Source organism: Moritella marina ATCC 15381, from assembly GCF_008931805.1.
In the GTDB taxonomy this organism is placed as follows: domain Bacteria; phylum Pseudomonadota; class Gammaproteobacteria; order Enterobacterales; family Moritellaceae; genus Moritella; species Moritella marina.
The window spans coordinates 2310914-2325154 of the sequence record NZ_CP044399.1; the positions used below are offsets into that span (position 1 = coordinate 2310914).

Annotated in this window: 11 protein-coding genes; 6 read left to right on the forward strand and 5 right to left on the reverse strand. The window is 39.6% G+C overall.

Annotation, left to right across the window (positions count from 1 at the left end; genetic code table 11):
- Positions 1 to 166 precede the first annotated feature (166 nt).
- From FR932_RS10425 to FR932_RS10435, 3 genes are all read right to left on the reverse strand, one after another.
- Entirely contained in the window at positions 167 to 607 is a 441-nt protein-coding gene (locus FR932_RS10425) for a DUF411 domain-containing protein (RefSeq protein WP_019440559.1), read from the reverse strand.
- A 245-nt stretch (positions 608 to 852) separates the two neighbouring features.
- The gene (locus tag FR932_RS10430) at positions 853 to 1224 is read right to left on the reverse strand and encodes a hypothetical protein (RefSeq protein ID WP_019440560.1); all 372 of its coding nucleotides are present in this window, start codon (positions 1222 to 1224) and stop codon (positions 853 to 855) included.
- A gap of 128 nt (positions 1225 to 1352) precedes the next feature.
- Positions 1353 to 2540: an acetate/propionate family kinase gene (locus tag FR932_RS10435; RefSeq protein WP_019440561.1), complete on the reverse strand. Its 1188-nt coding sequence runs from the start codon at positions 2538 to 2540 to the stop codon at positions 1353 to 1355.
- 480 nt (positions 2541 to 3020) lie between these two features.
- On the opposite strand from FR932_RS10435, the gene FR932_RS10440 reads away from it, so the two are divergent.
- On the forward strand, positions 3021 to 4400 hold the full coding sequence (locus FR932_RS10440) for an L-cystine transporter (protein WP_019440562.1): 1380 nt from the start codon (positions 3021 to 3023) through the stop codon (positions 4398 to 4400).
- A gap of 136 nt (positions 4401 to 4536) precedes the next feature.
- On the opposite strand, the gene FR932_RS10445 is transcribed toward FR932_RS10440, so the two are convergent.
- Positions 4537 to 6393: a bifunctional diguanylate cyclase/phosphodiesterase gene (locus FR932_RS10445; RefSeq protein ID WP_019440563.1), complete on the reverse strand. Its 1857-nt coding sequence runs from the start codon at positions 6391 to 6393 to the stop codon at positions 4537 to 4539.
- A gap of 279 nt (positions 6394 to 6672) precedes the next feature.
- Between FR932_RS10445 and FR932_RS10450 the strand changes: the two genes are divergently transcribed.
- Entirely contained in the window at positions 6673 to 8460 is a 1788-nt protein-coding gene (locus tag FR932_RS10450; protein WP_019440564.1) for a hypothetical protein, read from the forward strand.
- A 185-nt stretch (positions 8461 to 8645) separates the two neighbouring features.
- Complete coding sequence (locus FR932_RS10455; protein WP_019440565.1) at positions 8646 to 8903, forward strand: hypothetical protein; 258 nt, start codon at positions 8646 to 8648, stop codon at positions 8901 to 8903.
- A 106-nt stretch (positions 8904 to 9009) separates the two neighbouring features.
- Here FR932_RS10455 and FR932_RS10460 read toward each other — a convergent pair whose 3' ends face one another.
- Positions 9010 to 9849, reverse strand: coding sequence for a TOBE domain-containing protein (locus FR932_RS10460; RefSeq protein WP_019440566.1), 840 nt, complete (start codon positions 9847 to 9849; stop codon positions 9010 to 9012).
- Between the two features lie 393 nt (positions 9850 to 10242).
- On the opposite strand from FR932_RS10460, the gene FR932_RS10465 reads away from it, so the two are divergent.
- The 3 genes from FR932_RS10465 (at position 10243) to FR932_RS10475 (ending at position 14182) form a co-directional block, all read left to right on the forward strand.
- Complete coding sequence (locus tag FR932_RS10465) at positions 10243 to 11517, forward strand: L-cysteine desulfidase family protein (protein ID WP_019440567.1); 1275 nt, start codon at positions 10243 to 10245, stop codon at positions 11515 to 11517.
- Between the two features lie 282 nt (positions 11518 to 11799).
- A complete protein-coding gene (locus FR932_RS10470) occupies positions 11800 to 12897 on the forward strand; it encodes a cache domain-containing protein (RefSeq protein WP_019440568.1) in 1098 nt (365 codons plus the stop codon).
- A gap of 124 nt (positions 12898 to 13021) precedes the next feature.
- Positions 13022 to 14182 (forward strand): diguanylate cyclase, encoded by a 1161-nt coding sequence (locus FR932_RS10475; protein WP_019440569.1) that lies wholly within the window; start codon positions 13022 to 13024, stop codon positions 14180 to 14182.
- Positions 14183 to 14241: the final 59 nt, after the last annotated feature.

Sequence of the window (14241 nt, forward strand, 5' to 3'; positions counted from 1 at the left end):
AAAAAATTAAAAAAAACCGCTACAGGAGCGGAGATTCATATCACGATTTTATAAAATCATCATTTACAGCAGCTCTAGCGACTGTTGAGTAATCACAGAAATATCAAACAAAGCCCTGTGCCGAATATAGGTAGGGCTCACTTGTAGCCCTCCCCCCATTATGACCTTAATACTTTGAATATAAACTCAGGCTTCCATTTTCATCAAAAGCAATAACGTTAAAATCTTTGTACTTTTGACCTGGTGCAGCCATACCAGGTGAGTGTTGAGGCATACCTGGCGCACTAAGACCTGATATATCGCTCGGACGTTCACGCAGTAAACGCGCTATATCCTTTTCTGGCACATGTCCTTCAACCATATAACCGTCGACAACCGCTGTATGACAAGAGTTTAATTGACTTGGCATACCGAATTTTTTATTCACTGCACTCCAATCACGTTGGTGATTTACATTCACTTTATAACCTTTTTCTTCCATGATATCAGCCCATTCAACGCAGCAACCACATGCTGGTGACTTGTATAATTCAATCGTCGGTTTGGCGAATGCAACTGAAGTAAACGCGATCGATAATATGGCAATTAATTTTGTAACTGTTGTCATTATAAATTCCTTAAACTTGGAGTCATTACTTAATTTAAATAACTTAAACACCTTGCATATAGACGAGTTCAATCGTTCTCTCTTTATCTAAAGCAGTGTTAAATTTGTCTATCCTTTTTCCTCTAACGCAGGCGCCAACATTACCTTCGCCTTGGGCGAAAATATCGTGGCATATCGAGATGTCGTTAACGAAAAATAGAAATACCCAACTCTATTGGGAGTTTGGGTGTGAATATCAGGCAATATTAAGCAATAGGAGGTCGATACAAGCTATCTGGAATAGCGAAACTAACTTGAGGGCAGTCTCGATGAATAAGACTTAGCGTAAAAGGCTGGTGAGCATTCAAAGCGGACATCGAAATAATGGCATGACTTGTCGTAGCATTTGGGAAACAACACTGATTTTCAATATTACTTTCCAAAGATTCACAGCAGCTCCCTACTAATGGGGTTTCCATCATACACGCCGCATCACAATGCATTTCATGTTCGATAGCTTCAGCTTTATATGGCAAGTTATGAGCAGAAAGAGGAGCATAGATAACCATGCTTGAGAGTACAATACTCACGAGCAACAAACTGATCATCTTGATTAAATGCGTTGGTATTAGCATCATAAACTCTTCTTATTACATTACGATAAATTATCTATAAGACTGGCTATATTGTCAATATGCTAAGCATTAATAAGAACTCAAAAAAATACCCTCAATCTACACGAAAGAGGGTATTGTTTAATTATACCTTACAGTAGTTCAACCGACTGCTGCGCAATAACAAATTCTTCGTTGGTTGGGATAACCATAACAGCAGGAGTACCCGCTTCAGTAATCAATCCACCATTACCGAATCGTGCAGATTCATTGGCTTTTTCATCTTCTTTATAACCGAAGATCTTCAAGTAAGCTAATACTTCACGGCGAATTGGTAGTGCGTTTTCACCAATGCCACCAGTAAAGATAATCCCGTCAAGCGATTCAAGCGCTACCATGTATGACGCTATATATTTCGCTACGCGATAAGTAAATACTTGGAATGCCAATGTAGCACCTTTGTGGCCCTGCTCCATTGCTTCCACGATACCGCGGCAGTCGCTTGTTAAACCCGACACACCCATAAAGCCTGAATTAGTATTCAACTCTTTATAAACTTCGTCTTGTGTCCAACCTTTTTTAAGTAAGAACTCAATGATGCCTGGATCTAAGTCACCACAACGTGTGCCCATCATTAGGCCTGCTAATGGTGTAAAGCCCATACTTGTATCCACACTTTGGCCATCTCGGATTGCGCAAACAGATGCGCCATTACCTAGGTGAACAGAGATAAAGCTACTTTCTTCGATAGGTTTGTTAATCATTTTCGCTGCTTCACGACTCACGAAATAATGACTCGTGCCGTGGAAACCATAACGGCGAATACCATAGTCTTGGTAAAGCTTATGAGAAATAGCGCCAGTGAATGCTTTTTCAGGCATAGTCTGGTGGAATGCGGTATCAAATACAGCGAACTGTGGTAATGCAGGGAAAGCAACCATTGCCGCTTCAATACCTTTCGCACCTGCAGGGTTATGCAACGGTGCTAAATCTGACAGGTTACGAATTTCGTTTAATACCGTCTCATCAATACGTACTGTACTAGTAAACTTCTCGCCGCCATGCACGATACGATGGCCAACAGCAACAATTTGTGACGTTAGGCCTAAACTATCAATTAGAGTAACGATGCGATTAATTGCAAGCTCATGGTGATCGCCTGCAGCGGTAATAGCTTCTTCAGATTTTTGCCCTTCATACTTCCAGCTAACAGCCGCTTCAGGAAGGCCAAAACACTCTCCTAATCCATTAAGAACAGCATCTCCGGTATTTGAGTCGATAAGTGCGAATTTTAACGATGAGCTACCAGAGTTGATCACGAGTACAAATGAGTTAGACATGTGAGTACGATTCCTGTTTCAGACTATTGTTGTGACTTAGGTCACTTATAATGTGCCCCTATTATTCAACATTTTTTGAATAATTCAACTTAATTTTTCACCAAGTTGATTAACAGCCAACATTTCGTTGATCTGAGACAGTTATACTCAAGTAAGTTACTCATTATGAGGTGGTAACTTATAATAAGGGATCGATAACACAAGCTGCTTATCCATCTACATCGAAATTTGATGATAAAGCACTCGCAATGGTAATGCATACAGCAAACGCGACTGTTCATACTTAGTCATTTGTTGAAACTCATTCGCGTTTATATGCCCAAAAGTAATATCTAATGAATTTTAATTCTTTTTGGTAACGTAATCACTAGTGTAATCTGCTGAAATAAATCCAACCCATTGTAATTAAATAGCTTAAAAACACTGCACAAGGTAGTGCTATCCGGTTGTTTAAGCTAAAACCACTCACAGGAATTGATCATGTCATTAGTAGTTACTGCTAACTTAGCAGTATTTGGTATTCTCCTTTATTTATTAAATACCCAACAACGTAAAGGTCACACCCTTTCACGCTTGGTTTTATTAGGCCTTGTTTCAGGTAGTGTATTTGGTTTGCTATTGCAAGTTGGCTATGGCGAAGGCAGCAGTGTCATTAAAGAAACCTTAGATTGGGTTAATATCGTTGGTAAAGGTTACGTCGGCTTACTGAAAATGGTGATCATGCCATTAGTATTAGTATCGATGATCTCTGCGGTTGTTAAATTAGAGCGCTCAGGTTCACTGGGTAAAATTAGTGGTTTAACCATCGGCGTATTATTGTTTACGACAATGCTGTCAGCGCTTATTGGTATCGGTATCGCACAATTATTTGGTTTATCTGCTGAAGGTCTAACTGAAGGTTCGCGCGAAATAGCCCGTGTCGCTGTGATTGAATCACGCGCAGGACAAGTAAGCGATTTAAGTATTCCACAAATGTTAGTTAGCTTTATCCCTACGAACCCATTTGCTGATTTAACAGGTGCACGTTCAACGTCAATTATTGCCGTGGTTATCTTTGGTATTCTAGTCGGTATTGCAGCGCTTAAAGTCAGCGCAGAAAACGCAGAATTAGCAAAACCGATCAATACTTTTGTTGATGTATCACAAGCTATCGTAATGCGTTTAGTGAAGATGATCATGGCGATCACACCTTACGGTATCTTAGCGCTAATGATGAAGGTTGTGGCAACATCAAGTGCTGGTGATATTCTTAACTTACTTGGTTTCATTGTAGCATCTTATGTGGCTATTTTACTGATGTTTGTTGTGCACGGCATTTTGGTTTCATTTGTTGGCGTGAAACCAACAGAGTTCTTCAAAAAAATCTGGCCAGTACTGACCTTTGCTTTTAGTTCTCGCAGTAGCGCAGCAACAATCCCATTAAATGTAGAAGCGCAAATTAACGAGCTAAACGTGCCACCAGCAATTGCCAACCTATCAGCATCATTTGGGGCGACGATTGGTCAAAATGGTTGTGCGGGTATCTACCCTGCGATGCTAGCGGTCATGGTTGCGCCAAGTGTCGGTATCGACCCGATGGACTTTAGTTTCATCTTATCACTTGTCGCTATTATCATGGTGAGTTCGTTTGGTATTGCTGGCGTAGGTGGCGGTGCAACATTCGCAGCACTTATCGTGTTACCTGCAATGGGTTTACCTATCGCCATTGCAGCACTGCTTATTTCGATTGAACCATTAATTGATATGGCGCGTACAGCACTGAATGTCAGTGGTTCAATGACCGCCGGGACTATCACCAGTCGCTTGTTAAAATCAAAAGATGAATCAATAGACAGCCAAGCAGAACAAACAATGGCTTAATCTATACCTTTATAAATAAAAAATGCCGATTAATAAGTGATAGTAACTCATCACTGTTAATCGGCATTTTTGTATTCTAAGCTTTTAGTTATGCATGTATTTATATACGTACTTATACATGCTCTTATACATTCTCTTATAAAATGTATTGACGCGTAAAGTCATCGACATTTACCGGTCGACCAAAATGATAACCTTGGTAAATATGCCCACCCGCGTTTTCAATAAAGTTGGCTTGGATTTTATCTTCAATACCTTCAGCAACCACTTTTAAATCAAACGCATTAGCCATTGATATAATCGCCGTAACCAAATGCTGATTAACCGACGATGTTTCAAGATTAGCAATAAAACTACGGTCAATTTTCACCGTACTAAACGGGAAACGATGAATGTAGCTCAACGAAGAATAACCCGTACCAAAATCATCTAAGGCAATTCTGATCCCCAATGCATCAATGCGTCTTAATACTTGTAAGACACCATCTTGATTACCTAAAAATACATTTTCAGTAATTTCTATTTCCAGCGATGTCGCTTTGACGTTATGGGTCTCTAATAAGGCTTCAATCGTATCCACGAGTATTGGATCGGCAAGTTGTAATGGTGAGATATTCACAGCTACAAAGAAGTCATCGTTACCAGATACCTGCCAACTAGCAAGTTGTTTTATCGCACTGCGCAACACAAAATAACCGATTTCAATCATCATCCCCGACTCTTCGGCAACTGGAATAAATTGATCCGGCCCGACAAAGCCTAACAGTGGATTATGCCAGCGTAATAATGCTTCAGCGCCAATTAACTTTTCATTCGCCACATCAAACAATGGCTGATAGTGCAGGCTTAATTCCTTGTTAGGTAATGCATGCATTAGCTGTGATTCAAGTTGAAATCGGTCCATCAGTTCGGCTTTTAACGAGGCGTCATAGACCTGATAATCACGGTTATGCAATTGACATTCAGAAGCTGAAACGCTGGTATTGTGCATCAATTCTAAGAAATTTGTACCATGTTCCGGATAAAGCGAGATCCCCATGCAGCGTGTGATTTTCACTTTCTGCCCAGCAAAAGAAACTGCTTCGTTAAGCCCTGAAATTAAATTATTAATGATAACCATTAATTCATTACTGAGATCATCGTTACCTTGTTGGTAAACAATGGCAAAATCATCATCGGACAACAAAGCCAAATAAGTATCCACGGGACATAATTGTCTTAATTTATCAGCGATATAGCAGGTTATATGTTGCGAGTACTCTAGCCCTAAATTATTACGGATTTGGGTTAAGTTAGTAATACGTAAATGAACTAACGCCGCGGGTTTATCACTGGCAATAATATTAGCGTTAAACTGCTTTTCTAATTCATGGATATTAGGGAAACCAGTAAGGTCGTGACTGTATTTTTGCTGTTCTATGATTTGTTCTGCGGCCGCGTATTTATCTAACGCTTTAGTTAATTGTAAATTAACTTGTTCAAGCTCTGCGGTTCTTTTTTTAACTTTCTCTTCTAAAACATATTGCTGGTATAAGATCGTAAGACTATTTTCGACCATGTTCTTAAATAAAATTAACAGTTGGCGTTCTGAATCTGTATAACCATTTTCTTTGTTATCAAGCATACAGATAGTGCCAAACGCTTTACCCGTCGGCCAATTAATAGGTAAGCCACAATAAGAAATCAGCCCCAGTTTAGCATCCGGATTATCACACCAAAGTTGAGATTTTAACGCATTATCGACAATGAGCATTTTTTGCGAATCAATCACTGTTTTACACATTAAGTTGCCGTTTAACGATTCAGCATCACCAACGTGAAGAGGATTTTTGGGGTGCCTATTAGTGACACAGACATCAATGGTTTCAGGCTGTAAGCGCATAATAAGTGATGTCGGTATCGAGGCAACATTAGCAATATGTTCAATCAGTCCTTGCCAGTTTTCTAGCATTTCAATAGGGATATCAAGATCGCTATAATTCTCACTTTCCATGTTCACGTAGACTCTTTCAATATTATTAAAACACAACACACTATTACATTTCATTTTACTATCTAATTAACTACTAAATCAAAGTATTACACTAATTTAATAGTAATAAGTAGACATAGTTTCCAGTATGATTAAAAAAGAAAACGAATTAATATTCACCTTTATAATACTTTAGAGTTTCATACTGACGGTACATATCGCCTACATGTTGTCTGTATAGCGACGAAAATTTGATAAATATACCATACTGTAATTAACAGCATAAAATGGAGGAATACGATGAAAAGGATTTTAATTGCAGGCGCGCTAGTGGCGGTTGCGGCAACTGCCGGTTACCTCGTCACACAGAGTTCGACTGAAAGTACAGCAGAGAATGCAGGTGACAATTCAGATAACAATGTAGTAAATAGTGCTGTATTAAATTATATACCGGAAAATACACCTATATTTTCAGGTCAACTAACCCCCTTCCCGATCAAAGATTACATCAACTCAATAGCAGATACCTACAGTGCATCACCTGATGAGATCATGAGTTCTATATACGCCAGTGAGAGCTATGATCCAAGCAACAGTAAAGCAAATTTTTTCTTAGCCTTGATCCAGCGCTATCTAAGCACAATGCAAGATGCCGATGCATTTATGACAACGTTTGGTCTTGCAGAAGAACTACAAGCTTACTTTTACACCCTCGGCATGATCCCAGTCTTCAAAATCGATGTGATCAACCCAGATGCAATATGGGTGTTACTAGATGAAGCTGAAGCTAAGAGTAGCTTCACGCATGAACAGCGGCAAATAAAACAACGAGATTATCGTGCCTATCAACTTACTGACACAACAGAGACTACACAACTCGAGCTGATTATTAGCCAACATGATAATATTTTGACAATTACTTTTAATAGCGGATTAAATGATCCCATATTATTAGAAAATGCATTAGGACTAACCCCTGTAGAACGATCTTTAGCTGATGCAAACACACTCAACGACCTCATCAAAAAACATCAGTTTACTGAACAATCAATCGGCTACCTAAACCATCAAGCAATGATCCAAGCGATTACCAGTCCTGATGAGAGTTTACTTGGCCAGCATATTGCTAAACTGATGTCCTCACAAAGTGAAGACCCTTTGTTGATATACCAACAGCCCGACTGTAAAGCAGAACTAACAGGTATAGCAAGTAACTGGCCACGTACCGCATTCGGATTTAATCAATTTGATATAAACAACGATAACACCACATTTGATATGTCGATGGTGGTCGAAAGTAACAATCAGACCATACTAACCGCACTCACCCAGATGACAGGTTTCATACCCGCATACGTCAGCGATTTAAATAATACCGTTTTAGCCCTGGGTATTGGACTTGATGTGGGCAGCTTATCTCCGGCTATTAATAATATTTGGAATGAACTGCAACAACCAAGTTATACCTGTCCACCGTTACAACAAATGCAAGCTGCCATACAACAAAATAACCCAGCAATGCTTGGCGTTATGACGGCAATGGCCAATGAGGTTAAAGGTGTTTCTGGTGCAGTCATAGATTACAGCTTAGATGAAAGTCAAAGTGAGCTGACGATTAAGAGCTTAGATGCGATCATCAGCTTATCGGCCGATGATCCAAGAGCACTCTATAATATTATTGCAACGTTTAGGCCTGAGCTCGCCAATGTTAAATTACCAGCCAACGGTAACGTGGTCGAACTATCCTCCTTAATCCCGATCACGCCAATGCCAGGTATTAACCCCAAGTTGATCATGCATAAAGAACATATGGTTATTTTCAATGGTGATAACGCCGAAAAAATAGCTATTAATCAGGGTGATGAGCCCATCACTGCGACAGGTATTTACAGTCTATCAATCGATTACAGTAAAGCGTTTACCCCCTTGGTTACCGCTGCAGAGCTCAGTGGCCAAGAAGTACCACAGGAATTACTGGACTTAAAAGACTATAATCTGCGCTTAAATACTGGCTTACAGATAAATGAACAGGGCATTGAGGCAAGGTCATACATAAATTTGAAGTCTAATTCCGCCACAAAGCCTTAACAGCCACTCCCATTGATGTTTAAAACATAAACCTACTTTTACAATGAATAAAAGTAGGTTTTTTGTAAGCAATAGTAAGAGAAACATATTTCCCCTTGCAACTATGCTACCTTCCGCGCGTATATTTTTATTATACAAAACACGTTAATAACAAACATGCATAATAACAATAATGGAAGTTGAAAATGATTGTATTCACGATAGCCTCGGCTCGTGTGGTCTGTGGGTTATTTAAAAATACCCCTAAAACTCAAATAACGGACGTATTTTTTGATGATGGCACTCTGCATCACAAAATAATTGAACTTGCCCCTGTAGAACAATGCTTTGAAGTGAATGGTATGTACCAAACACACACTGTCGGATATACGATTTATTTAGCGAATGGAAGTGCGATAAAACTCGATATTAACGGGGAGTTACTGAGTACACAGCCGGTATAAAAGCGTATTTAGGCTATCTGGACAGAGGGGCTATCTAAGTAGCCCCTTAATTTCCCATGGCACTCGCGAAAATGCTAGCAAAGCTATCAAAACCACCACGCCAAGTTTAACTCATACAAGCGACTATCGTTTGGCTTGCTGAAAATACCGCATAATATTCCCCGCCAACAACAAGCTTTAATTTATTCGCTAATTTCGTATCAATAGACGCATATATAAGTTGTGGGGTACTGTTATTATCTTCCAAGCTGTTATCGATAAGCTTCAAACTCACTTCAGTCGTCTTGCTATTACTGTGAATTTCATGCACAACACCACGCAGTTTATTTTCAGAACTATCTGATTTCTGCTCTCGCGTAATACTCACCGCCGGCGCTTTAAATAAAACTAAGATCGGTTTACCTACAACGAGTGATAAACGCGCACAACTGCTTTGCGTGACACAGGCATTGAGCCGTAAGCCATTAGTCAGCTCAACTTGCAAACGTACATTCAAATCATCATGATTAGAATCTGCATTCGTTAGGCTATTGTCTAATGATAAGATGGTGCCTGATAATTGATTACGCGCACTGGTTTTCAATGACAGGTGGGCCATTACATCCAATAGATTATTCATCGGAATAGTTTGGTCTTGTAAAGCAGCTAATACCATATCTTGCATTTGGTCAGTCAATGCATACATTTGTAATAAGCGCTCCCCAAAAGCAGTCAGCTTAGCGCCACCACCACCTTTGCCGCCTTTTTCACTGTGCACAACAGGCTCAGACAATCGGACATTCATGTCTTTCACCGAATCCCATGCCGTTTTGTAGCTCATACCAGCGAGTTTTGCGCCCTGACTAATCGAACCACAGACTTGTATCTGCTGTAACAATGCAATTCGTTTGGGGTTGGCAATTACTTTATCTGCAACAGAGATTGTCAATAATGCTTGTAAATCCACGCGATATCATCACCTTAAAAATGAAGTGTCTATTGTGCGTTATCACTAAAGTAATAACAACTGGACCGCACATGATAATCAAAAAATGGGCAATGCGTACGATTCCCAGTTCACAACCTACAATTTTAAACCCGCTATATTTACTTTAGATAATACCTAACGAAGAAAAAACACCATAAATAAGTGTGATCAACACCGCAAATGATAGCCTGTTGGTTAATTATAAGAAATATTATTCTCTTTATTCTTAAATATTCATTCAGATAAGAAAAAATATTCTCCACATACAAGCGTACAGTAACCTTATCAACGTAAAGAAGCGTCAACCAACGTCTATTAACGTCAAATTACCTGTTGCTGCAGTTATTTGTCAGCACCGATGAGGGATAGCGAATGAATAACCAATGGCAACAATATAAGCAACTACTTAATACGTTTGTAAAACCTGCGTTAGGTTGTACCGAACCGATCTCGGCCGCGTATGCATCCGCTGTTGCGGCGAATATGCTACCTGCAACGCCAGAAAAAATTACCGTTCACGTTTCTGATAACCTATATAAAAATTCAATGGGCGTGTTTGTACCCGGGACCGGGAAGATTGGTTTAGCTATTGCAGCAGCAGTAGGGGCGATTGCAGGTGTTCCAGAGGCTGGTTTAGAAGTATTAGCGCAAATAACACCACAGCAAGTAACTCAAGCACAAGCCTTGATCGATACCGGTAATGTTATTGTTAAGCGTACCGATTCAAAAGAGTTTATTTATTGCCATGTCGAAGCACAATGTCGAGATTATATTGCCGTCGTCGAAATCAGTGGTGGTCATACGCAAATAACGAAGACAACATTAAACGGTAAACTGGTATTCAGTAATAACAGCTGCTCAGCCCAAAGCGCTAGCAATATCACGGATAACCTCGATATCAGCATTCAAGGTATTTATGATTATGCAATGGGCGCTGAATTTGCCGATATCGCCTTTATTCTAGAAGCAGCGACATTAAATTCAAATTTAGCAGATGAAGGCCTCGCGCATGCTTACGGGCTACAGGTCGGTCGCACCATAGATAAAAATATCCAGAACGGTTTTATGACTGCCGATCTCAACAATACCATTATTATGCGTACTGCAGCGGCATCAGACGCGCGTATGGGTGGTGCAATATTACCAGCTATGAGTAATTATGGCAGCGGTAATCAAGGTATTGCAGCAACCGTGCCAGTCGAAATGATTGCCAAGCATTATAAAGCCAGTGACGAACAACTCGCCCGTGCGCTTATTTTGAGTCATCTCGGTGCTATTTATATTAAACAACACTACCCACCGCTATCCGCTTTCTGTGGTAATACAGTAACCAGTGCTTCAGCAGCAATGGCAATGGTTTACCTTGCGGGCGGACATTATGAACAGTCATGTTATGCCATCCAAAACGTATTAAGCGATTGCTCAGGCATGGTATGTGATGGCGCAAAATCGACTTGTGCGATGAAAGTAAAAACTTCAACGAGCAGTGCCGTTACCGCCTTTATGCTTGCAATGAATGATACCCAGGCATTTGACCAAGGGATTATTGCACAGGACATCGAAAGCAGTATTCGTAATATAGGCATGCTAGTGACCGATGGCATGATAAATACAGATGCTACTATTATTAACATTATGTCAGCTTAGTACTGATTTTTAACGTAATAGTTATCACCTTAGTTGTACACACCGTACAGCTAACTACGTCGTATTAAGTTACCGCTAACTTAAGTGTTATAATTGCCAATATTTATAAAAAAAGCGCGCTTGTCAGCATATAAACCTATATAATTCGGGCGACTCCCAGCGTCACAATATCAAAATAACTTTTTATTTCATTAGAATGTTTTATTAGGAATGGCAATGCACAACCTCTCTCCAAGATCGTACCGACTCCCTCTCCAAAATAAGTTGGTAGGCCTGTCAGTCATGATCATCATTGGGATCGTTGCCTTCGTATTGTTTTTTTATCACTCCTTTTCGACCAGTTTGGAAGAAGAAAAAAAAGCGCAATCTAAAAATTTCATTGAATCTGCTCTTGGTATTATTCAACATTTTCATCAATTAGAATTATCTCATAAATTAACCACAACCGATGCTCAGAAAATGGCGATGCGCACGCTTGAGTCTGCAACCTACGGTGACGATGGTTATTTTTGGATCAATGATAGCCAAGGCAAGATCCTAGTGCAGCCTTACATGCCAAACCTCGTCGGCCTTAACATGACAAACTGGGCAGACAGCACTGGTAAGTATATTTTTAAAGAGTTTGCTCGAGAAGCTAAAAATGGTGGTGGTTGGGTGTCTTATACCTGGCCTAAACACAATTCTGCCACTGAATATCCGAAAATGTCGTATGTCGCCCACTACCCTGCCTGGGATTGGTTCATTGGCACAGGCTTATATTTAGATGATATGAAAACAAACATCTTCTGGGCAGTATTCAGAACCACTGGCGTATTACTGTTTGGCTTCCTTATTTTCATTTTTACGACATTTATCATTGTTAACTATTTTGTGCATCAATTAAGTGAACTGTCAGTACGCGACGCGCTCACCAATTTATATACCAAACGATTTTTAAAAGAAATATCACCAGCGCTGCTTAATCACAACAAGCTAACGGATCATCATTTAACCGTCATATTTATCGACCTTGATCACTTCAAATCAATCAACGATATCCATGGTCATGACAACGGTGATAAAGTCATTAAACAAGTAGCAAATGTGATGGTTCACAATGCGAAAAAAAGTGATTACTGTATGCGCTACGGCGGTGAAGAGTTTGTTTTAATTGGTTTTTTCAAAAATGAAATTGACGCTATCGATATGGCTGAAATGATCCGCCATCAAGTATCTGAAATATCTTTTAAAAATGACGAATATGAGTTTAATGTCACATTAAGTGCTGGTATTGCACTACATAATAATCAATCCGATGATAGTTTTGAAAAAACATTAAAACGAGCAGACGTAAAACTGTACGAAGCTAAAATTGCAGGTCGAGATCGCGTCGTACTTTAATTATGCAACACATTAAATCTATACCTAGATATATCGTTTGCGGTATTTTTTCTCTAAATGATATATTCATCATCTGTTAGCATGAATATGATGTCTCTCATCTAAATGACAACACGGTGTCCTGATGGCGAATATTACAACTCAACCATACCGCCTACCGCTCCAAAATAAATTGTTTGGCTTGTCTGCAGTTATTTTTGCAGGGCTCATTGCTTTTTTACTGTTCTTTTACATGTCTTTTTCTAACAGTTTAGAAAAAGAAAAAAAAGCACAATCAAAGCACCTTACTGAATCAGCATCTGGGATGGTCAGCTATTTTCATGAGCTGAGTTTAACAGGTCAACTCTCTGATGACGTCGCCAAAAAATACGCTATGGAAGCACTTAAAGAGTCGACCTACAGCAATAATGGCTACTTTTGGATCAGTACGCTCGACGGTAAAATACTGTTACAACCCTATAAACCGGAACTGGTTGGGATGAGCTTATTAGATTGGCAATACACTGATGGCAGCTACCCTTTTCGTGATATAGAGCGAGATGAACGTAAAAATGGTGGTTGGGTTAACTACCTTTGGTCTAAGAATGATTCATTAGAACAGTTCCCTAAAATCGGCTATGTACTCTACTTTGAACCTTGGGATTGGCTTGTGGGTACTGGTATTTATATTGATGATATGGAAAAGAATGTATTTTGGACGGTAGCAAAAGCGTCCGGTATGTTACTTTTTGGTTTTGTGTTGTTTATTAGCTCGGCAATTATCACGATCAACTATTTTGTCAATCAACTATCAGAACAATCTGTACGTGACTCACTCACAAAGCTCTATACCAAGCGTTTTCTAGAAGAAGTCATTCCTGGTATGTTAGAGAACGAGAAACGTCATAACAGAGCACTCGCTGTGATATTTTTAGATATCGACCATTTTAAGAAAATCAATGATACTTATGGCCATCATTGTGGTGACAAAGTGCTGCAAAAAATCGCCAACGTCATGATGGAATGTACTCGTACTGGCGATTACTGCATCCGCTACGGTGGTGAAGAGTTTGTCATTATCGGTCCTTGTGATGATAATAAAAATGTTATCGCTGTCGCTGAACGTATCAGAAAGAGCGTTGCTAATTTAGCTTTTAACCATGATGGCATTGAATTTACGGTCACGTTAAGTGCTGGTATTGCGCTGCATGAGCATCACAACACTTCATTTGATGAAACACTCATCAATGCCGACATGAAGTTATATTACGCCAAAGAAAACGGTAGAAACAGAGTGGCATTTTAGCTCTCACGTAAGATAATCATAATTAGCCTTGTTAATTTACCTTAACAGGGCTAAAATTT

Bases quoted from the DNA above. Each gene is read 5' to 3' on its own strand.
- FR932_RS10465 (WP_019440567.1), top strand. From the start codon at position 10,243: ATGAATAACCAATGGCAACAATATAAGCAACTACTTAATACGTTTGTA.
- FR932_RS10435 (WP_019440561.1), bottom strand. From the start codon at position 2,540: ATGTCTAACTCATTTGTACTCGTGATCAACTCTGGTAGCTCATCGTTA.
- FR932_RS10440 (WP_019440562.1), top strand. From the start codon at position 3,021: ATGTCATTAGTAGTTACTGCTAACTTAGCAGTATTTGGTATTCTCCTT.
- FR932_RS10430 (WP_019440560.1), bottom strand. From the start codon at position 1,224: ATGATGCTAATACCAACGCATTTAATCAAGATGATCAGTTTGTTGCTC.
- FR932_RS10455 (WP_019440565.1), top strand. From the start codon at position 8,646: ATGATTGTATTCACGATAGCCTCGGCTCGTGTGGTCTGTGGGTTATTT.
- FR932_RS10475 (WP_019440569.1), top strand. From the start codon at position 13,022: ATGGCGAATATTACAACTCAACCATACCGCCTACCGCTCCAAAATAAA.
- FR932_RS10450 (WP_019440564.1), top strand. From the start codon at position 6,673: ATGAAAAGGATTTTAATTGCAGGCGCGCTAGTGGCGGTTGCGGCAACT.
- FR932_RS10445 (WP_019440563.1), bottom strand. From the start codon at position 6,393: ATGGAAAGTGAGAATTATAGCGATCTTGATATCCCTATTGAAATGCTA.
- FR932_RS10470 (WP_019440568.1), top strand. From the start codon at position 11,800: ATGATCATCATTGGGATCGTTGCCTTCGTATTGTTTTTTTATCACTCC.
- FR932_RS10425 (WP_019440559.1), bottom strand. From the start codon at position 607: ATGACAACAGTTACAAAATTAATTGCCATATTATCGATCGCGTTTACT.